The organism is Spartinivicinus ruber, assembly GCF_011009015.1.
Classification (GTDB): Bacteria; Pseudomonadota; Gammaproteobacteria; order Pseudomonadales; family Zooshikellaceae; genus Spartinivicinus; species Spartinivicinus ruber.
The window spans coordinates 3,571,786-3,593,221 of sequence record NZ_CP048878.1; the positions used below are offsets into that span (position 1 = coordinate 3,571,786).

Sequence of the window (21,436 nt, forward strand, 5' to 3'; positions counted from 1 at the left end):
ATGAAATTATCCAATTTTGGAGAAAAATTTACTGGGCAAACTGGCATTCAATCATTAATGAGTGATTTAGGTAATGCTCTAGCCAGTGACCAACCCATGATTATGATGGGGGGAGGCAACCCAGCTCATATCCCGCAAGTGGAGGAAACCTTTAAAGCCCGACTTCGCCGCATCCTCGATAATCACCGAGAGTTTGTTCGACTGATTGGTACCTATGACCCGCCTCAAGGGGAAAAAGAGTTTATTTCAGCGTTGGTTAACCTATTGAACAACCAGTTTGGCTGGGGCTTGACCACTCGTAATATTGCGTTGACTAACGGCAGTCAATCAGCCTTTTTTATGTTATTTAATATGTTTGCCGGTCAATATCCGGACGGTAGCCAGAAACAGATTCTGTTTCCCCTTGCTCCTGAATATATTGGTTATGCTGATGCAGGGTTAAGTGATCATTTTTTCACGGCTAACCGCCCATCGATTGAGCTAATCGACCAGCATACCTTTAAGTATCATGTCGACTTTACCAATTTAAAGGTCACTGACAATACGGGTGCTATTTGTGTATCACGCCCAACTAACCCAACAGGTAATGTATTAACTGATCAAGAAATTGAACACTTGGACAAACTAGCCAAGCAGCACGACATTCCGTTATTTATCGATGGCGCCTATGGTACCCCATTCCCTAACTTAATTTTTACTGAAGCAACCCCCTACTGGAATGAGAATATTATTTTATGCTTAAGCCTTTCCAAGCTGGGCTTGCCTGCTTGCCGCACTGGAATTGTAATTGCCAACGAGGCTGTCATTGAGTCAGTAACGAAAATCAATGCCATTTTAAGCCTGGCTACCAACAGTGCAGGCAGTTTACTAGCCATGGATATGGTGAAAGACAGCAGCATTTTGACCATGAGCAATGAAATCATTAAACCCTTTTATCAAAACAAAGTAGAAAAAGCCGTTAATACCCTCCATCAAGCCCTGGACGGTTATGACTATTATATCCATAAGCCTGAGGGAGCGATGTTCTTATGGCTATGGTTTAAAGATTTACCTATCACCAGTTTAGAGCTCTATCAACGGCTAAAAGATAAAGGGGTTATCGTGGTATCTGGCCATTACTTTTTCCCTGGCATTACTGACAATGACTGGCGACATCAACAAGAGTGTATCCGTATTACTTACTCTCAAGATGATGAAAAAGTAGCAAAAGGCTTAAACATTATTGCTGATGAAGTGAAAAAAGCCTATCAGGAAAGCTAACGTTCTTATTATTCAACAAGTGCCTATCTACTGAATAGGCACTGATGTTTAATCAGTACACCTCTTCCACTGTCGTTGTATTTTTTGTAAATCAGCACTGAATAAGTGTTGATTAGCCTTAATCTGATCATTAATTTGATTAACTAAATGTTCATTACCCACCATCTGCCTTGAAAAAATGATATGGTAAGCTGAGTTAACTACAGGTCTAGGGTGATAACCAATCAACTGTTGCTGCTGTTTATTTAATTGTCGTTTAATCAAAGCCACGCCATTATCATGGCTCAGCACCCCTAACTTACTCCACACACTGCTTTGGCTCGCCATCAACTAGTTTATTGATTATCTCTATATAAAGCTTAGATGGCCTTAGTTTTGATTGCTTATTGATGTTTTCTTTCAGCCATCATATCAAAAGATCAATTTGCTCTAAAAAAATATGGCCTTTATCCTCAAAGGTAATCTACTAAAGGGATTCCTGCATTCTATTATCTCCCTCGCTTATGAGGGAAAATAACCCCTAAAATGGGGCCATTGAGTAAAAATTACTCGCTTTATATAATTATAGATTTTCGAGTTTATCAATAACAATATTGAGCACAGACTCGATTGCGTTATTTTTTGTTTGAAATTTTTGATAGTCACCCTGATAAATCCCTTGCAAGTCTTTCATGGTCAGATAGTCTGGGTGATGAACTTCAGCAATGGTGGCATAATGATATTGCTTACCCTGCTTAGTAACATTCAGCTGATAAATATGTACAGCCAGTTGTGTAGGCTTAATGTTTCCCATTAAGGTATAAAGTTGGCTTAAGTTTTTTGAGGTAGCTATTTCACCAAAATAATTATGTTGCTTATTAATTTTCCAGCCACTTTGCTTAAACGTCGCCCCGATTGAGCCTCCAGCCACAATTTGTTGATGCTCAGCCTTAAACTGCGGTGCTATTATGCCAGGGTACACAACCACAGCCAAAGTCCGTGTCGTTTTTTTATTGCCTTTTTCACTATATAAGTTAGAAACCCTGACTTTTTCGCTATTTTGTAGAACATCTATCCAATAGCTACCAAACTTTAACTTAATTCTTTCACTATTTAACAACGGCCGTAATGTTTCTGCATTAATAGAGGTAGTAGCATCAGGGTTCGTTTGTGCAACGCTTAACTTGACAACTAATAAACCACTTGCAAGTAACATATAAGCAACAACTTGGTGAAGTTTCATCATAATACCTTCATACTGTAAACGTTAAAAAAGTTTAACTTGAATAACGAACGACTAAAAACACTCAACATCATACACAACATAAACACGCTATCCAACTAAGCATTTTAGTCCCAGTGAATTGTGCTAAAAGGTTGATAATTGATAGTCAATATGAAAGGTATAAAAGAAAATAGCCATCTGTTTAATTAATACAAAAAATCAAAAATATGGCGTCATCAATAAAAAATTACCCATTATTTTTATAAGCTCTTATGGCTAATTTAAATAATGGGTAATAATATTTAGTCTCTATTAATTTTGTGATGCATTTAATTGGTTAGCATAAGCTTCAAAACTATATTCCCGGCCTAAGAAGTCTTGAACCAGTCTTGCCGCTGGTTTGGCTCCCCCTTGACTCAGTACTTTTTCTCTATATTCTGCAGCCACTTGAGTATTAGTTAAACCCTCTGCCTTAAATTTGGTTAACATGTCGGCAGCGATTGCTTTAGACCATTGGTATGTGTAATACATTGCAGAGTAACCATTCAAATGGCCAAACCAAGTATACAGATGTGTACCTTCAGTATATCCGTAAGGAGAATATTCATTCGCAAGTGTCTGATTAAGTTGTGCAATATTATAATCTGCGGGGTTTTGATTGTATAAGTTTAATGATAATGCCCCATAGTACAATTGTTGCATCGTATCCATCCCCAGTTTAAAACTTCTCGCCTGGTTCATTTTTGCAACAAGCGTATCTGGAATTACTTCACCTTGTTCGTTTGTAGCAAACGTTTGCAATACCTCTTTATCCCAAATCCACTCTTCCAGCATTTGTGAAGGAGCCTCAACAAAATCTCTTTCTGTTTTGATACCTGAAATACCCGCCCACTTATGTTCTCCACTAAATAGCGTATGAATTAAATGGCCAAATTCGTGGAAAAATGTTCTAACTTGGCTATGCAACATTAATGCTTTACCATCCTTTGTAAAGTTACACACTAACACGGCCTCTGGCACTTGCTGATCAGCTATACCTGTTTTATAGGGAAATTGTGCAGCATGTTTATACTTACCATCACGAGGATGCATATCCAGGAAAAAGCGACCAATTAACTTTTCACCATCATATATTTCATAAGCTTCTACAGATTCATGCCAAGTAGCTACCTCTCTCGGTTGAATACGAACCTGGAATAAATCTTGTACAATTTCAAATAATCCATCACGTACTTTAGGATAACTAAAATATTCACGCACTTGTTTAGAATCTAAATTAAACTCTGTCGTTTTTATTTTATCTTCTAAGTAACTATCCTGCCAAGGATTGACTTTCTCTGCATCACTATTCGTTTTTTGTAGAAAAGCCAGCATTTTTCTATAATCTTTCTCCTTACCCGGTTTAGCTAATTGTGCAACATCATTAAACAGTTTAGTGACTCGAGTAGGCGTACCAGCCATTTTGTCAGAGGTGATATATTCAGCAAAATTATTATAACCAAGTAATTGTGCTAACTCATGGCGTTTTTGTATTAGCTGAGTTAAAACAGTAACATTGGCAGGGTAACCCCGTTGATTATACTTTAAAAACAACTGTTTTCGTAAGTCATCACTCTCAGCATATCTCATAAATGGCTTATAATCCGTATACTGAGTTGTTATTCTAATTTTTCCATCATCACCTGGCTGATGGCTATCAATATAGTCCTGAGGCAACCCTTGAAGTTGTTCGATAGAGTCTACTAATAGAGCCTTTACATCTTCACGAATATTTTTATCAAACTGTAAACCCGTCTCAGCAATTTCTTTTAGGATATTTTTTATTGTTTCTCTTGTTTCTGCATCTTTATCAACGCCAGAAAGTTTAAATCTATTAACTAAAATAGTATGATACCGTTTAGTTTCATCATCTGCTTCAGAAACATCTACAGCTAATAACGCGTTATAAACAGCTTGAGATAATGCTATTTCATTTGAAAGACTGACAAATTCTTTCACACAATTATTTGCATAACTTCTTACATCAGTATTGGGATGAGTTGCTCCATATAATTGAGCATGCGCATAGGCGTCAGTCATTTTTATTTCAAGCTGATTATACGGTTCTAAAAAGCTACTAACTGTTTTCTCACCTTCAATTGCCTTTAATTGGTTATATAAACGTCTATTCTCTGCTAGTTTGCTACTACAAAAGGCTTGAATTGCTTCTAGTGCAGCATTTTCTTCTGTTGCTACTTCAGCCGATAGGCTAGCACAGCCCATCATAAAAAAAAGTGGTAATGATAGTTTTACTGTTTTTTTCATAACAAAATATCTATATTTAACTGTGAGTTCCCGTATTAATAACTAGTCAACTATATACAACTATTGACTTGGATCAGTATAAGTCATGCATCTTATGATGTATATCAAAAATAAACAGTGCATTTTTTAGAACAAACGTCATATTTAACTGAAAGGTCAGCTTCATAGGACTAAATGGTATGATTGAAAATTTTGCTGGTCGTATCGAACAATATTATTAAGTAATACTGTTCGCGATCCATGAGTTTATTATTGAAATTTAAATACTAACGACTCTTTGGAAGCTCACTGCTTTTTCATCTCTAAGAGTTAACTTCAAAACTATAGTTAGTTGACTCCTTCATTAAAGATAAAAGATGTAGCATTAAAAAAACAGGCCCCCGAAAATCCAAAGGCCTACTCCTACACGTTTAGAAGATATTACACCCTCACATAGACATAACTCGTCCTATTTCTTACCATTAAAAAAGGCTTACCATGTTGTGGTAAGCCTTTTTTATCAATGACTGATTAAGCGGGTTTATTTACTTTGCCAACTAGCAGCTAATATCGGATTTATAGCCGCTTGTACCTCAGGTGCTAAGTTACCATCAGCGGTTTCATAATTATTAAAACCAGCCATAGCCTGCACCAAACTATCAACGTTATCAGCAGATAATACGGCATTTTCTGTTTCAAGTTTATCCAGGCGATAGGCTTCATCAGCAAACCAATTTTGGATAGTCACTTGATCATTAGAGCCTATAACATCCACTTTTAGGTCATCGCCTTCCTGAGTCAACCATAATTTATCTTTTGCTATTCCCGACAAGTTCAGTACATCAATATCCTGATCTGGTGTAGTGGTTAGGTTGTTGATCAGGTCTTGGCCGTCACCTGCCTTAAACTGATAAGTGTCATGCCCCGAGCCACCCAATAGAACATCATCCCCCTTACCACCAGCCAGTACATCATTACCAGCCCCTGCTTCCAACCAATCTGCACTATTTGACCCAGTAATGGCTTCATTTACACCATCACCTTTAAATACCACAGAGTAATCAGTTTCATTGGGTAACCCCTGGTAATTCGGTGATTTCACTGGGTTAGGATTATCAATACCAAAAGCCTGGAACACTTGTTGTGCAGTTAACTGTCCACCACCAGAAAATGTCATGGTGTCAACCACATTATCGCCACCCAAGAAAAAGTCCTTAATAATTAGCTTATCGGCAGCGCCTTTAATACCCAGTTCTAAATTATTACCCATTTTAAACAGGTTATAGGCAATATCCCGATAACTAAATCCATCAAAATGGATAGTGTCCGTGCCACCGCCTTCGCCAATAATGGTATCCACACCATCACCTTGCTTGAAGGTATAGGTGTCATCACCACGACCACCGATTAACGTATCATTTCCCTGACCACCAGTAATCGAGTCATTACCGCTAAACCCTTTAATCACTTCACCCGCTTCCGTACCAGTTAAAGTATTCGCTTGATTATCACCTATTACTTCTGGCTGACTTTCTGCTGAAGCTGTTGGCATTGATAATCCAAAAATTCCGAATAATTGGCTGGCCTTAATTTCTCCACCGGTTTTAAAGGCTATCGTGTCAATATTGGCTGTAGTGAAAAAGTCTTTAATGATCACTTTATCTTCAGTGCCACTGACACTTAGCTGTAAGTCATTACCCGATTTAAATAAATTAGAGCCTACCTGATTAAATTGGATACCTTCAAATACCAAGCGGTTTTTTCCTTGGGTATCAATAATGGTGTCGTGACCACCACCCAATTTAAATACATAGGTATCATCACCAGCACCACCTAAGAACGTTTCAGACTGTTCAGTACCTGTAAACAGATCATTGCTATGACTACCCAATTGCACATAACTATCAACCTGAATATCGACAGGTGCCGTATTGGTTCCTGACCCCGTGGTTGAAGTACTGTCCGTGGTATTTTCACTATTTTCAGTAGTAGTTTGGCTTTTATCGGTATTAGTATTTTCAGTGGTTTCGGTTTCTGCACCAGGCTGTGCAACTAATTCACGCTCGATACTTGATGTAGGTATGGCATAACCACCACCTGAAGGCTGAATGTATTTGATCGCAAAATCACCGCCTTTAAAATGGTTTAAAACCCGTACTTGCTGGCTTGCATCACCATCAACCCGCACAATTAAATCATCGTCTTCACGATGGTAACTTAATTGCTCGCGAGTAATACCATTAATAAAGAATAACCAGTCATTACCACCACCGGTGTTGTCTATGGTATCAACCCCACCGTTCACGCCATAATAGTAATGATCATCACCAGTGCCACCTACCAGATGGTCATCACCGGCTTCACCATACAACACATCATTACCCGCACCACCTTCTAAGGTGTCGTTACCATCGCTGGTTTGACCTGATCCATTTCCACCATTTAGGCGGTCATCCCCGTCACCACCTTGTAGATAATCATCACCATTAAAGGCAAAAATACGATCATTGCCACCTAAGCCTTTAATTAAATCAGCTTCCTGACTACCCAATAGTTGTTCAGCATCATTAGTGCCGGTTTTTACTTGAGCAAATTCACTCAATTCAGGTGTCGTTTCTTTACCTGTTGTACTGCTAGTGTCTTCGGTATCATCAGCAGGTAAAATGGTTAACGTAAACGATTGAGATACTGACTCGCCAGCATTATCTGTAGCGGTTAGCTTAATGGCTAAGTCACCTGAAAAATCTGCTGGCGGTTCACCAATAAACCGTTGTTGTTCAACATCAAACTGCAACCAGTCTGGCAATGTTTTACCATCAGTCAAGGTCGCAGCAAGTGCTAACGTGTCATCAGCATCAGGATCATAAAAGCTATTCGCAGGAAGGCGATAACTAAATTCATCACCGGCTTGCCAGCGGATATTGTTTAATCGGCGTTTGATGATAGGGGCATCGTTCACTGATTCAACAATAACTGTCACTTCACCTTCAGACTGTTTAAAGCCGTTTGACAACCGATATTTAAATGAGGCTGTGCCAGTGAAGTCAGCATCAGGTATGAACTCCATGCGATCTAACTGACCATTTTTTTCCTCAAATACTTCAACTATAAATGGGGCTAAGTTATCGCCACCAATCCTGTCATTTCTGAGTAATTCTTGTACATCAATAGAAATAGTGGAATCTTCTTTAATTGTATAACTATCAGGATTAGCAATTGGTTTAGTTATTGCCTGGTAAAGCTCGGTATAAATTTCCTTTGTTGTTAATTCACTACCATCAGCAAATACTAAAGGGACTCCATCTAAGCGTAACCCTTCACCAGTGATAAATCGGCTAATCCTAATTTGATCACTTTCCCAAGGAAAATTAATGAGTAGATCCTGACCATCAATAAAGAAAGAGAGGTCCCCTCTAGTAATAGGAGATTTAAATTCTAAACGAGCAGATTGGTTGATATTGAGCGTATCCTTACCATCGCCCTTATTAAATATAATGGTTCCTTTTCCAGATAAGGCTATTTTATCATTACCTTTTCCACCAGAAATATAAACCTTCTCATCACTCTCATTCCATCCGTAGCCGTATGACGTAATCTCATCATTACCCTCACCACCCAAAATAGTTGCATTTTGGTATCGAGTAATAATTATATCGTCACCTTCACGGCCATCAATATAATCATTTTGCTGTGCTCCATTAGTGGCTTTGTTCTCTATATAGTCACTATCTTCGGAGCCAAACATAATATCACTTTCATCTGTTCCACTAATGGCAACTCCATCAATACGTTTTGCCCACGAAGGCCCTGAAACCCCATATCCAATAGAACCACCATTTATAAAGCAGTTATACCCCCGATAACTGCCATATTCTTTTTCATCCACAAAAAATCCTGACGAAGGAAACTCAGTAATTATATCTCCATTGGGTAACTCAATACTTAGTCTTGTTTTGTGGTCTTCCGTTAAATATTTGCCGAAAATAAAAAAGTCCTGGTAGTTATCTTTGAAACCAATAACTAAGGCGTTGCCAAACCAAAGAAATCTTAATTGGTCTTGAGTAATATCATCTTTGATTTGAAGCGTTATATTTTGCTCTGAAGACGATGAAACACCAAAAATTTCATCAATACCATCACCAGTGCCAAATACTGCAACACCTTCACTTCCAAATGACAAGCTATCATTACCTGGACCACCAATTAATTTATCAAATCCATGACCACCTTCTAAATCATCATTGCCAGCCCCACCAAGTAAAATATCATCACCTTTACCACCTTCAATTACATCATCACCATCACCGCCATCTAGAATATCATTCCCATCATATCCATAAAGCCAGTCATTACCTGCATTCCCCTCTAAATGATTAGACTGAGCATTACCATATAGGCTATCACGACTATCACCTGCTTTAAAATTAGGCTGCTCTGGCGTTGCACGAAATTCAACATCATCATCCTTAGGCGAGCCATTTTCAAAGATAATCGAGTCCATAAAATCACTTATGGTAATATTTTGTCGGTCAGCAAAATTAAATGTGATTTGCTCAGCGCCTGGTAATAACTGCCTGGTTCTTGTATTAAATGCAGCTATGTAAATAACATCCGTTTTAGAGGGTAATTGAATAGCCAGTACATCTCCTTCAATCTGCTGGCCTTGTTGCGATGATGGTTTAACTGCCATTTTCACACTAGAAAAAGAAGTGCTTGTTAAGTCAATGATATTGTTACCTTCCGTATCCCAAACAACATCATAGCCATCACCTGTTTTAAAGTGGTAAATATCATCCCCTTCACCACCTCTTAGAAAGTCTGTGCCTGCACCACCTGATAAGATGTCATTGCCTTCATCACCATAGAGCTGGTCATCACCTTCGCCGCCATCTAGTACATCATCTCCAGCACCTCCATGCAGAAGGTCATTACCAAATTCGCCGTATAAGTGATCATTACCCGCTACCGCACTTTCTTCTTCACGAGCATCACCATAGAGGGTATCGTTGTCAGCACCACCATAGAGACGGTCATCATTACCATTACCCACAATAATATCATCACCATCATTCCCATACAGCATATCTCTGCCATGGTATTCTGTGGCCAGCTGACTATTCGTGTCACCAAAGGCTTTTCGAGGGATTGACTCAAATAATTCATCATAGGTACTGGGGCGGTCACCATAGATTATATCTTCACCGGTTTCCCCTGTGATAATGTCATCACCCTGCTCACCTAGTAGGACATCATTTCCTTCACCACCCGATATCACATCGTTATAGCTGTATTGATTTTCTAAACCAGCTGAATAAATAATATCTTTAACGAACCGCACGTCAGGCTTTAATTCATGCTCACCTTTAAATGCCTTAAAACCCACATATTGTCGTGAGTCACCATAAATTAAGTCATTCTCTTGGTTTCCTGATAAGACATCATCACCAGTTCCCCCAGCAATAGTATCTAACCCTTCTCCACCGTAAGCATAATCGGTATGTTCACCACCGGTAATAAAGTCACTGCCACCATTACCATGCAGTACATTAATATCACCTGCTTTATCAACACCCAGCAATTCATGTTGATTCAGCTCAGTATTTTCATCCAATTGCCACTCATATTTGTTACGTCCACCTGAACCCCAAATTAAATCCTGGCCTTCCCCACCTTCTATATAGTCAGAGCCACTGCCGCCCTCTAGAGTATCTTTGTCTCCGCCACCGTAGATGACATCATCACCTGCTAATCCATAGAGAGCATCTTGGTAATCATCACCTTTCAGCTCATCATTTTTTAAACCACCAAAAAACGCGGAACTCCACTCACCATAATGATAATTCTCCTTACGCGCATCATCATGCTTATATAGAGACGCATCCATAATTAATGAACGGTTATTTAGCTGATTTAAACTTTGACTTGCAGAGTGATACCGGTAAGCATAGGAGCCAGGAATCTTTTGAAGACGATAAATGGTAGTAAACCCTGGTATTTTGGAAGGATCACCATCACCAAAATTAAAAGCTGAATCATCTACTACCGGTTTTTTAATTTCTTCAGCTTCTTCAAAAGTAATACCAAAACTGTTGTTTTCTTTATTGAAAGATTTAAATCGGATAGAGCCAGTATTATCATCATCACGTACTCTTACTATTAACTGATTATCGTAATATAGATAACGATTATTTTGTTCATCTTCGTATAGATCAGAATCAGCAATACGAGTCACTTTAGTGATGGTTTTATTATTAATGACTAGTTGGTTTATACCAAAGGTGTCGTCAATGACATCATTGCCATCGCCGGTGTTGTAGATATAAGTATCGTCGCCTTTACCGCCGATTAGGGTGTCATTTCCCTTACCTCCAGTAAGGGTGTCATTTCCTTTACCTCCTTCTAAGTGGTCTTTTTGCTTTCCACCATTAAGGGTATCATTACCACTTGCTCCGTATAAAAAATCATCTAAATCATTTCCTTCCAACGTTTCAGAGCCTGAAGAACCAAAAATATGATTACTTACTTTATCTGCAGGAGCAAAAGCAAATGTTTGTATTTTAGTACTATCTTGATGGTCCACATAAGCAGCAAATTCATCAATCACACCTAAAATTGGGTGATGATCTCTTTTATTATTCTTATTTCTCTCTATCGATAGTTTAAGGAATACAGATCTATCGTGTAAATACTCTTTAGAGTAATCTTCCAATGTGTCAGCTTGACTCTCTACACCAATAGGTAGCTCGTGATTATTTCCAATTATGACAAATGGATTTTGATTGTTCAAAGCATAACGAAATGCTTTACCTTCATTATTATTTTGGGCCGACTTTTGTGCGATATCTAGAGCTGATAAGCTTGTTAAATCAATTATTTTCCAGTCATAGTTGTTTTCATGAAAATCTTTAACGACCTCTTTAGCCTTTAACAATGCCTCATTTCTAGACATACCACTAACATCTAGTTCAATGTTATAAAACTGCTTTGATAGAGCAACAACTAGCTTCTGTAGTGAAAGATCAGCATCATCGCCATTATTATCAAGAGATAATAGAATTTCTATCGCTGAATCATAATCATAGTTTGTCTGGATAGACTCTATCAATCCAAGACCAGCAGCAATAACATCTGGCTCTGCCTTACCTAAAAATTGAGGAAAAATCTCACCTAAAGATGACGTCAATAACTCATAAGCTTCCCCCCAATTTCCCCCTTCCCTCCAATAACCAGTGAGAAACTCAAAGTTTTTTTCATAAAAAAACAAAACATTGGCACTGGTTGTAAGTATTTCCATTAGTGGGTCAAATGTTTGATCTTCAAATACCCTTGAGTCATATACTATCCTTTCAGGTTCTAGCTTAAGCATAGTTGCCCAACTAATATCCGTAACACTCGTGGCTTCACCTAAATCCATACTTTCTAGCTTTAAATCTAAAAAGCTAAATAGTGAGTCAATGGCTGTCGTTGCAGGTAGATTATGATCCTCAACAGCTTTTCTATAACTGTCTTCGATTGCTTCTGTATTCGGTAAACGATACATACCGTCTTGCTCGGCGTCTTCAATTAAAGCAATATATTGCTCTAAATGTTGTAACCCAACGGATAAAAACTTTGTCTCCAATGCTTCTTGACCAGCATGTAAATACCATTGCACAGTAACAATTTTAGCAAAAGCCGTTGTCGGGTTACCATATTCATTCCTAATTATCACTATACCTAAGCCATTAACTGCTGTATATTTGAACAGCATGGAAACTTAATTGAGAAGGTATAAATAATGGCTATCAACAAAGTTCAATTTCAAAAAGGCCTGAGTTTAAACGAGTTTCTCAAACAATATGGTACAGAAGAACAATGCTTTAATACCTTATACAAATTGCGATGGCCAGAAGGTTTTCAGTGCCCCAATTGTGGATACGACAAATGCTGTCAACTCACTACTAGAAAGCTTCAGCAGTGCTATAAATGTCACCAGCAAACATCTGTAACTGCAGGTACTATCTTTGAATCAACCAAATTACCATTAAAGACTTGGTTCCAAGGGATGTATTTGATCTCCCAAGACAAAAAAGGTATATCAGCCATAGAATTACATCGCCATTTAGGTATTTCCTATCAAGCTGCCTGGAGAATGAAACATAAGCTCATGAAAGTGATGCAAGAAAGAGAAGGCACCAAGCAATTGTCGGGTTTTATTGAAATTGATGATGCCTATCTTGGTGGTGAGCGTACAGGTTGCAAAAGAGGTAGGGGAGCAGATGGGAAAATACCTTTTGTAGCAGCCGTAGAAACAACAAAACAAGGTCAACCGACACGAATTAAACTGAGCATTTTAAAAGGGTTTAATAAAGAAGAGATAACGGCTTGGAGTAGGCAGAATTTGGCCAAGGGCAGTACCGTAATCTCCGATGGACTGGCCTGTTTTAATGGTGTCATAGAAGCAGGTTGTCTTCATGATAAAATTGTATGCGGTGGTGGTCGTGCATCAGTAGAGGAACCTGAATTTTATTGGGTTAACACCATCCTTGGAAACTTAAAAAGTGCTTTACGTAGTACTTATCATGCTATTCGCGCTAAATATGCACAACGTTATCTTGCTGAATTTCAGTATCGATTTAATCGAAGATTTAGCTTAGTAGAATTTATTCCTAGGCTAGCATTTGTAGCACTGAGAACACCTCCACTACCAGGTAAGCTACTAAATATAGCTTAGGTATGATGATAATTAGGTATTCATTAATAATTTTATAGGCACTATCAGCATAGATATCGCCCGCATTGGCCAGTATCTTCCATGCTGCTGAAATATCCCCAGCCTTCATGTACTCTTTAGCCTTTATAAAAACACTTTCAGAAATAGTTAAAGCCATATTAGTTACTTTCCATTTAAACTGATAGGTAGATATATTGCGGTTCTTTGTTCACTTTTAATTAAGTTATTCACTTGTGTATATATTTGATGCCAAATAGGTAAATATTTCTTCTTGAAATCAATTCTAACTCTTACATCATCACTGTATTCCCATAATCCAGAGCAACTTGGTGATGGCACAGTTCTTTCCTTATAGCATGTCATTTTATACTGTAAATTTCCTTTTTTATCTTTATAGAGGTACCAGTTATTACGTTTGTCATGCTGTTTATAAATCTCTATCCCATATTTATTTTCCGAATATTCACTATTTACAAAATAGCTATATTGATAATATTGGCCACCATCTTTATCTAAAAATTTATGTACTGGCCTAACACCATTCCTTAAACTAAGAGATATATGAATACGTTTTTCCCCTCCAAGTTCTTTAATAAACTCATACTGATTACGTGTAGGGTCATACCAGTCAAAATTTGGCAATAGAGCCCAGAGCTTTACACTGGCTACTTCTCCCCTGTAATTTTTACCCACAGTCTTGTGCTTGCCCTTCATATATTTCGTGGGAATTGTCATAACAGTATTCCCCATTGTTGTTGTTAGAAACTCTGGAATACTATTACTAATATTTTTGTTTTTATTACTATCTTCAGTTAAAATATTTAAAGAATAGATAACAGCAAGAACAATCAGCACGTAGATAAAAGCAACTATTATTTTCTTTTTACCTAAAAGACTTGAGAGGTTTCTTTTTACTGAATTATTCATAATAATTTACACTTATCACTCCAAACTAAACCTACCCATCAATGCACAGGGCTTTAGCGATTTAACCAATTCCTCTTGTAAGCCTGTTTCACCGATTGCATTTAATTCAGGTCAATAGGACATATCTTCCGGTAGCTTTCTATTCAAAACTAAACCAATATTTACTGATTTATAAACACCAGTAGATCACTCAGCTTCTCCCACGATGCTAGATCACCATACTGAACGACTGTCCTAATTATAAAGCAATCTATTTTGTCTAACCATTCAAATTCCGGTCACCAATGTAAGGGAAACTACTTACACATTATGATTAGACCAAGGGACTATAAATATGACTAATGGCTAAGGATAACTACCATCAAATGAGTGGAATTTGCCTATTGATCATTGTCGGAGAAAAACGCTATTTATTAAACTGAAGTCAATAGTAAATATCTGTGCAACCTTATCTTGTTAATCAGCCATAACACTTTAACTGTAAATTCTTTATATAAAATGTAGAAATATTATTAATTCATCCTTAAGCTTTCTATAACTTGCTCTGATTTTTTCAAATAAAAATTAAGCTCACTAATTTTATTCTTATCAATCAAAAAATTAACAGCAAACTTATTTCCTGAGTAATACCAAACACGACATAACGGGCTGTTTGGACATTCTATAAAACACTCACTTTTATAATCACATGGCAAGTAACTGTAATAGCCACCTTCCTTCATAAACTTAGTGAAGTAGTTATCCGATAAATTAAATTTTTTGATATTACTAAAACCAAGAATTGTCATTTTTTTAATATTAATGGACCAGTTACCACCATTTACATTTTCGTCAATACCATATTTTTCATAAGGAACATTTATGGATATATAATCAACTGACTTAAAATACTCTCCTCTCATGATATAGTTATCCAAATACTTCTTTGTTATTTTAAATTCAACCACATCACCATCATTTTCAAAGAATATGGTATAGTAATCCTTAAAAAAATATTCATATGTATACAAATAAAACCTTGGCTGAAATATTGCCAAATAAACAAATATCGATAAAATAGAGCCAACTATTATTTTGTAGCTTGTCTTCACCTCTATACTCCAATAAAAATGATATTACCAAAATTTTTAAAACCTCACCCCGAACTCGATCGACTCATCAATACACAAGGCTTTGGCGATTTAACCAATTCCTCTTGTAACCCTTTTTCACTAATGATATTTAATTCGAATCGATAAGACATATCTTCCGGTAGTTCTACATTCCAAACTAAGCAATATTTATTAATTAACTTATAGACACCATTAGATCACTCAGCTTCTCCCATGTCCCATGATGTTAGATCACCATACTGAACAGTTGTCCCAATTATAAAGGAACCTATTTTGTCTAACCATCCAAATTCCGGCCATCAATATAAGGGAAAATACTTAAATATTATGATTAGACCAAGGGACTATAAATATGACTAATGGCTAAGGATAACTACCATCAAATCAATTGAATTTGCCGATTGATTATTGTCTGAGTAAAACGCTATTTATTAAACTGAAGTCAATAGTAAATATCTGTGCAACCTTATCTTGTGAATCAGCCATAACACTTTAACTGTAAATTCTTTATATAAAATGTAGAAATATTATTAATTCACCCTTAAGCTTTCTAAAACTTTCTCTGATTTTTCCAAATAAAAACTAAGCTCACTAATTTTTTTCTTATCAATTAGAAATTTAACAACTAAGCTCTGATCTTCATAGACCCACACTTTACATGCTGGGTTACGCGAACTATATTCAACATAATATTCCTTACTGTACTCAATTGGATCAAAATAATAATTTCCAATACCACTCAATATTTTTGACGAGTAGTCTTTTCCTGACAGTCTATTTTCTTTAATTTCTAAAAATTTAGATTTAGACAGATATTCAATATCAAAGATCCAGTTACCTCCATTTATCTCTTCATCCATCCCATACTCTTTATACGGTACTCGAAGCAAAATAGTGTCAGCAGGTTTAAAGTAAGGCTCTTTCATTCCAAAAGGATGGAAATACTTTTTTGGTATTTTAAGCTCAGTCACTTCATCATTATTTTCAAAGAATACGGTATAGTAATCTTTAAAAAAATATTCATATGTATACAAATAAAACCGTGGCTGAAATATTGCCAAATAAACAAGTATCGACAGGATAGAACCAACTATTATTTTGTAGCTTGTCTTCACCTCTATACTCCAACAAAAATGGTATTACCTAAATTTTTTAAAACCTCACCCCAAACTCAACCTACTCATCAACGCACAAGGTTTGGGCGATTTGACTAAATCGGCTTGCAAGCCTTTCTCACTGATGGCATTTAATTCAGGGCGATAAGGCATATCTTCGGGTAGTTTTACATTCCAAACTAAGCCAATATTCATTAATCGATTTAATACCCACCAACCGGGATCAGTTTGGCCTTTATAAATACCTAAGATGGCTGAGCCTGGATAAGCATGATGGTTGTTGTGCCAGGATTCACCCATGGTTATTAACCCAGCGAATTTTACATTGTGGCCTTGAACAGCGGCGCCTTTTAGATGCCAGTCTCGACCTCCTTGATTATGGGCAAAATAACCAATTAACCAATGGCCAGTTACGGATACTACAATACGCGCGCTAATCCCCCAGATTACCCACGGGAGTCCGCCAATACAGAAAAATAAAATAGCCCAAGGTAGTTGTTGCCACATCCAAGTGCGCTCCATCCACTGATAGACTTTATCGTTAGCAATCGCAGGCTCTGGTTGAAATTCCGGTGGGTGAGTCAAATGAATATCACAATGCAACTGCCACCAACCATCTTTTAAAAAACCTTGGCCATGGCGTAAATAATCATGACAATTGGGTTGTCGTTGTGCCCAGTCTCGTAAGTCATGGCTATATACCATCCCTAATGGCCCCGCCATTCCGACTAAGGTTCCTAAATGGATAAAAAAATACTCTAACCATTTTGGGCATTCGTAACTGTTATGGATAAGTCGTCGATGCATCCCCAGTGAATGGCCTAAACATAAGGTAATTGCTGTGGTTGTTAAAAAAACCAGAATAGCTTCCAAGGATAAGGTGAATAGTCCACCGATCAGTGCAATAAGCCCATGAGCCGTTAGCCATAAAGATTTTGAAAATGACCACTTAACTATGCCATCAACGGGGTTGACTAACTCATTACTGGGTTTAATACGAGGGGTTTCGTTATTGGTATCCATTGTGACTCTGAAAAAATAATAATAAATAGTATTAGCTGGTCAATTATAAAGCAGAGCATTTCGCATAACCATTCTAAAACAGATCACATTGATAAGGAGAAATACTTAGATACCGCACTAATGGACAATATATTATTGATAGGACTTATTGGACATGGGGAATATTATCACTCAAATTAATGTACAGCTTTGTTGTATATACATAAAGATTTGTCAAAGCAGAGATCGATTACCCCCTTTTACTCTTTAAATGAGGCTGTCGCAAAATGCAAATGCTGCGTTAAAAATCGACTCAAAGTGCTAATTTATTAAGTATAAACTCCACTCTTTCGCCGATTTTTGCCTTGTCTTTGCTTTGCTCATAACCTTTTACGCCCCCTCAAATGGCAAGTGAATTCGAAGTAAAGCAACTGTAAAAATAGCCTCATGATACTGATAAATTGTTCAGGCTCGTACTAAAAAACAATACCTCCCTACTCATTATCTGCTACTTCTGTTTTCCTGATTGAGTTAACCGTCATTCCTAGTTACTTTTTAACCAACAGCGATACACATTGTTTTAAGAGGTGATTTATGGATTATTCTGATTTACAAAGCTCAAGCAAAGGTTGGATTGGATTTGTCAAAATTTCTTTTGTGCTATCAATTGCAGCGATGGTAGTGGGGATTTTTATTATCCCTGCGTCTCTAGAAATAAAAGGCTATTTAGTGATTAGTGCTCTTTTTATTATCAATTCTACTATCACCCTTTCAAAAACCTTACGGGACGAACACGAAAAAGACCGTTTGGTTAATAAAATTTCGACAGCAAAAACCCAGAAGATCATTAATGAATTTGCTGAGTAGATTAACTTTTTATTAACAGTATTGGGTGTTTATATGAATATTCTACAAAAAATAAAAACGGCTATGCGTGGAAAAATACGAGAAAATGCTGAGCAATTTATTGATGCTAATGCTATTCGTATTTATCAACAGGAATTGATTGACGCGGAGTCTGGCTTGGCTAAAGCAAAGCATTATTTAAGTTTAGTCATGGCTGAGCGGATTCAGCTGGAACGAAGCTGTCAAGCACTGGAACAGCAACTCGCTAAAAGAGAACAACAAGCCCGTGATGCACTTAATAAAGACGAAAAATTACTGGCTAACGAACTCGCAGCCGCCATTGTTGAAATAGAAGCTAACCTGACTAATCAAAAAAATAGTATATCCCAGCTAACAGTAAGAGAAGCCAAACTTACCCAACAAATTCAGTCAGCGGTTCAGCAAATCCGAGGCTTTAGTCATCAACTGCAGTTGATCAAAGCAACGGAAAATTCCCATAAGGCTACCTGCTTGGTTGCCAATCAGGCTGGGTGCGTTTCAACCAACATCAGTAACTTACAGGAATCATTATCCAGAATACGACAACAGCAGCAACACTTTGAAGCAGTTTGCGAAGCGAAGGTTAACCTTGAAAATAGTTTAAGTGATGCCAGCTTAGAGGAAAAGCTAGAAAAAGCGGGCATTACCACCGAACAAACCAAAATTGACCGAGTGTTGAACAGACTAGCTGAAAAGTACTAGCTCAAATATTTCATCACAACACATCAATTTTTGATAAACCATAATTAACCCCAGGTTATTTATTAAAGCTTCAATAGCCTGGGTAAAGTAGCTTTTCTAACAACTTAACAGCCAATGAAAAATCATTTGGGTTATTGATATTTGCCAGCTGCTGCTGATAGAGAGTGGGAACTTGCCAAGCCTTGGCACCAATACAAGTTAACCAATTTAACACTTTTCGGCGCCCTTGTTGTAACTGCTGTTCAATCAGTAGTGCATCTGCGGTTTTAACCAAGCAATGGAGAAAATGTCCTTGCTTATCTGTTTGCAAATAACTGGTCGGATTAGCCGTTAAATTCACTTCATTTAACCAGGTTGCCAATAATTCTTGGGTAATTAAAGGCGTATCTGTCGGTATACACAATAACCAGGGTGAGCTGATTTGTTTTGCCGCTGCTAAAATACCCGCTAAAGGACCATCATACTGTGCTGGTTCCGCATCGGTTACCAATTGCCTGGCAATTTTCTGGTATTGATCAATGTGGCGGTTACAACTAACAACTATTTCAGTGACCACCCCCTCCATGGCTTGCTTCACCCAACTCACCATCGGTTTGCCAGCCAACTCAATTAAGCCTTTATCCTGATAGTTCATCCGGCTCGCCTGACCACCTGCTAAAATAACACCGGTTATTAGTGGTTCTTTAATTGAAGATGACAAATTGATTGAGTGGCTCATGAGGTTCTAAACAAATAAAAAAACCACCTAAGCTTACCAAGATTTAACGAAATGATGTAGGGCGTCTTTATTAAACTCCTATCGCCGCTTCTACATTGATTCCTGCTTCACGCATTTTGGCCAGTTTATAGCGCAAGGTACGTGGGCTAATTCCAAGTTTTACCGCTGCTTCCTTACGCTTACCTCGCTCTTGCCGTAAAGCGTCAATAATCAGTTGAAACTCTCGCTGTCGCACTCCATCACACAGCTGCGCGTTCTGGTTATCCTGTGATGCTAAAGATGATGCCTTTGGTACAGTGAATTCAGTTGACGATATATATTTTTCTGCAGGATGACTGATTTGAATGTCATTCAATAATTGTTCTGGCGACAGATCAACACATAAATCACTGGCATAAATCACTTCGCCTGGTTGTAAAATTAATGCCCGTTGCACAGCATTATCCAGTTCTCTCACATTGCCTGGCCACTGATAACGGAGCAATTGCTGTTTAGCTGATTCATCCAAGCGTACTGGCACCCGCCGCATTTTTTGGCAATGCTGGCTGAATAGTCGTTCTGCAATAGGTACAATATCTAAAGGTCGCTCTCGCAGAGGCAACAACTGCAGTGGAAATACACAAAGCCGGTAGTATAAATCTTCACGAAACTTGCCTGCTTTTACCTGTTCAAGCATATCCCGGTTAGTGGTAGCCAATACTCTCACATCCAACGGAATTGTTTTTCGCCCCCCTACCCGCTCAACTTCTCTTTCTTGTAATACCCGTAATAATTTGGCTTGTAGCCCTAAAGCCATTTCTGAAATTTCATCTAATAATAAGGTTCCGTCATTTGCCTGCTCAAACTTACCTGGCATACTTTGATAAGCACCGGTAAAAGCCCCTTTTTCATGACCAAATAAAGTGGCTTCCAACATATTTTCTGGAATAGCAGCACAGTTAATGGCAATAAACGGCTTATTAGCCCTAGCCGACTGTTGATGAATATAACGAGCTAATACTTCTTTACCTGAGCCACTTTCACCTGAAATCAACACCGTTGACTCTGATGCCGCCACCCGTTTTGCTAAAGCCAACAGTTGCCGGCTAGTTTCTGCTTCAGCTATTGGGCTATCCGCTTCTTTAACATTAAAACAACCCGTGATCACCCTTGCCACAATATCCAATAATGCTTCAGGTGCAAAGGGTTTAACCAAGTAATCAATCGCTCCCATTTTCATTGCCTGCACCGCTTGATTGATGCTGCCATAAGCAGTTGCCAACAACACCGGAATTTGCGGGTAATTCTGCTTAATATACAACAGTAGATCATGCCCGTTCATTTCAGGCATATTAACATCGGTCACCACCATATCCACCAGTTGCTGACCCAGTTGCTGAATAGCTTCTTTGCCATGGGCTGCTGCACGGCACTGGTAGCCCGCCAAAGTCAAGGTATCGCAAATGGCTTCTTGTAAGGCTAAATCATCTTCTACAACTAATACCGTGTATTGACTCATGCTATTTACTACCTCCA

Annotated in this window: 14 protein-coding genes; 4 read left to right on the forward strand and 10 right to left on the reverse strand. The window is 37.9% G+C overall.

Going from position 1 to position 21,436, the window contains the following annotated elements; all coding sequences use genetic code 11:
* Positions 1-1,260 carry a valine--pyruvate transaminase gene (locus G4Y78_RS16385; protein ID WP_163834045.1) on the forward strand — a complete coding sequence of 420 codons (1,260 nt, stop codon included), beginning with the start codon at positions 1-3 and terminating at the stop codon, positions 1,258-1,260.
* A 48-nt stretch (positions 1,261-1,308) separates the two neighbouring features.
* On the opposite strand, the gene G4Y78_RS16390 is transcribed toward G4Y78_RS16385, so the two are convergent.
* The 4 genes from G4Y78_RS16390 to G4Y78_RS16405 all read right to left on the reverse strand — a co-directional run bounded on the left by G4Y78_RS16390 (position 1,309) and on the right by G4Y78_RS16405 (position 12,497).
* Positions 1,309-1,587, reverse strand: a complete 279-nt coding sequence (locus G4Y78_RS16390; protein WP_163834046.1) for a hypothetical protein — start codon at positions 1,585-1,587, stop codon at positions 1,309-1,311.
* 235 nt (positions 1,588-1,822) lie between these two features.
* Positions 1,823-2,485, reverse strand: a complete 663-nt coding sequence (locus tag G4Y78_RS16395) for a hypothetical protein (RefSeq protein WP_163834047.1) — start codon at positions 2,483-2,485, stop codon at positions 1,823-1,825.
* Between the two features lie 291 nt (positions 2,486-2,776).
* Positions 2,777-4,768, reverse strand: coding sequence for a M3 family metallopeptidase (locus G4Y78_RS16400; RefSeq protein ID WP_163834048.1), 1,992 nt, complete (start codon positions 4,766-4,768; stop codon positions 2,777-2,779).
* A 520-nt stretch (positions 4,769-5,288) separates the two neighbouring features.
* Complete coding sequence (locus tag G4Y78_RS16405; RefSeq protein WP_163834049.1) at positions 5,289-12,497, reverse strand: calcium-binding protein; 7,209 nt, start codon at positions 12,495-12,497, stop codon at positions 5,289-5,291.
* Positions 12,498-12,524: 27 nt separating this feature from the next.
* Here G4Y78_RS16405 and G4Y78_RS16410 point away from each other — a divergent pair, with 27 nt between their 5' ends.
* Positions 12,525-13,460 carry an IS1595 family transposase gene (locus G4Y78_RS16410; RefSeq protein ID WP_163830705.1) on the forward strand — a complete coding sequence of 312 codons (936 nt, stop codon included), beginning with the start codon at positions 12,525-12,527 and terminating at the stop codon, positions 13,458-13,460.
* Between the two features lie 162 nt (positions 13,461-13,622).
* Here G4Y78_RS16410 and G4Y78_RS16415 read toward each other — a convergent pair whose 3' ends face one another.
* From G4Y78_RS16415 to G4Y78_RS16430, 4 genes are all read right to left on the reverse strand, one after another.
* Positions 13,623-14,387, reverse strand: a complete 765-nt coding sequence (locus G4Y78_RS16415) for a hypothetical protein (RefSeq protein ID WP_163834050.1) — start codon at positions 14,385-14,387, stop codon at positions 13,623-13,625.
* Positions 14,388-14,899: 512 nt separating this feature from the next.
* Positions 14,900-15,478 (reverse strand): hypothetical protein, encoded by a 579-nt coding sequence (locus G4Y78_RS16420; protein ID WP_163834051.1) that lies wholly within the window; start codon positions 15,476-15,478, stop codon positions 14,900-14,902.
* Between the two features lie 551 nt (positions 15,479-16,029).
* Positions 16,030-16,614 (reverse strand): hypothetical protein, encoded by a 585-nt coding sequence (locus G4Y78_RS16425; RefSeq protein ID WP_163834052.1) that lies wholly within the window; start codon positions 16,612-16,614, stop codon positions 16,030-16,032.
* A gap of 45 nt (positions 16,615-16,659) precedes the next feature.
* A complete protein-coding gene (locus G4Y78_RS16430; protein WP_163834053.1) occupies positions 16,660-17,637 on the reverse strand; it encodes an acyl-CoA desaturase in 978 nt (325 codons plus the stop codon).
* 573 nt (positions 17,638-18,210) lie between these two features.
* Between G4Y78_RS16430 and G4Y78_RS16435 the strand changes: the two genes are divergently transcribed.
* Together G4Y78_RS16435 and G4Y78_RS16440 are read left to right on the forward strand one after the other, a co-directional pair.
* Complete coding sequence (locus tag G4Y78_RS16435; RefSeq protein ID WP_163834054.1) at positions 18,211-18,483, forward strand: YiaA/YiaB family inner membrane protein; 273 nt, start codon at positions 18,211-18,213, stop codon at positions 18,481-18,483.
* A gap of 33 nt (positions 18,484-18,516) precedes the next feature.
* Positions 18,517-19,203, forward strand: coding sequence for a PspA/IM30 family protein (locus G4Y78_RS16440; protein WP_163834055.1), 687 nt, complete (start codon positions 18,517-18,519; stop codon positions 19,201-19,203).
* A 70-nt stretch (positions 19,204-19,273) separates the two neighbouring features.
* On the opposite strand, the gene mobA is transcribed toward G4Y78_RS16440, so the two are convergent.
* Together mobA and G4Y78_RS16450 are read right to left on the reverse strand one after the other, a co-directional pair.
* A complete protein-coding gene (gene mobA, locus G4Y78_RS16445; protein ID WP_163834056.1) occupies positions 19,274-19,921 on the reverse strand; it encodes a molybdenum cofactor guanylyltransferase in 648 nt (215 codons plus the stop codon).
* A 70-nt stretch (positions 19,922-19,991) separates the two neighbouring features.
* Entirely contained in the window at positions 19,992-21,419 is a 1,428-nt protein-coding gene (locus G4Y78_RS16450) for a sigma-54-dependent transcriptional regulator (RefSeq protein WP_163834057.1), read from the reverse strand.
* Between the last annotated feature and the right edge of the window lie 17 nt (positions 21,420-21,436).

Coding starts and splice junctions, on each gene's coding strand:
- G4Y78_RS16385 (WP_163834045.1), top strand. CDS start 1: ATGAAATTATCCAATTTTGGAGAAAAATTTACTGGGCAAACTGGCATT.
- G4Y78_RS16390 (WP_163834046.1), bottom strand. CDS start 1,587: ATGGCGAGCCAAAGCAGTGTGTGGAGTAAGTTAGGGGTGCTGAGCCAT.
- G4Y78_RS16395 (WP_163834047.1), bottom strand. CDS start 2,485: ATGATGAAACTTCACCAAGTTGTTGCTTATATGTTACTTGCAAGTGGT.
- G4Y78_RS16400 (WP_163834048.1), bottom strand. CDS start 4,768: ATGAAAAAAACAGTAAAACTATCATTACCACTTTTTTTTATGATGGGC.
- G4Y78_RS16405 (WP_163834049.1), bottom strand. CDS start 12,497: ATGCTGTTCAAATATACAGCAGTTAATGGCTTAGGTATAGTGATAATT.
- G4Y78_RS16410 (WP_163830705.1), top strand. CDS start 12,525: ATGGCTATCAACAAAGTTCAATTTCAAAAAGGCCTGAGTTTAAACGAG.
- G4Y78_RS16415 (WP_163834050.1), bottom strand. CDS start 14,387: ATGAATAATTCAGTAAAAAGAAACCTCTCAAGTCTTTTAGGTAAAAAG.
- G4Y78_RS16430 (WP_163834053.1), bottom strand. CDS start 17,637: ATGGATACCAATAACGAAACCCCTCGTATTAAACCCAGTAATGAGTTA.
- G4Y78_RS16435 (WP_163834054.1), top strand. CDS start 18,211: ATGGATTATTCTGATTTACAAAGCTCAAGCAAAGGTTGGATTGGATTT.
- G4Y78_RS16440 (WP_163834055.1), top strand. CDS start 18,517: ATGAATATTCTACAAAAAATAAAAACGGCTATGCGTGGAAAAATACGA.
- mobA (WP_163834056.1), bottom strand. CDS start 19,921: ATGAGCCACTCAATCAATTTGTCATCTTCAATTAAAGAACCACTAATA.
- G4Y78_RS16450 (WP_163834057.1), bottom strand. CDS start 21,419: ATGAGTCAATACACGGTATTAGTTGTAGAAGATGATTTAGCCTTACAA.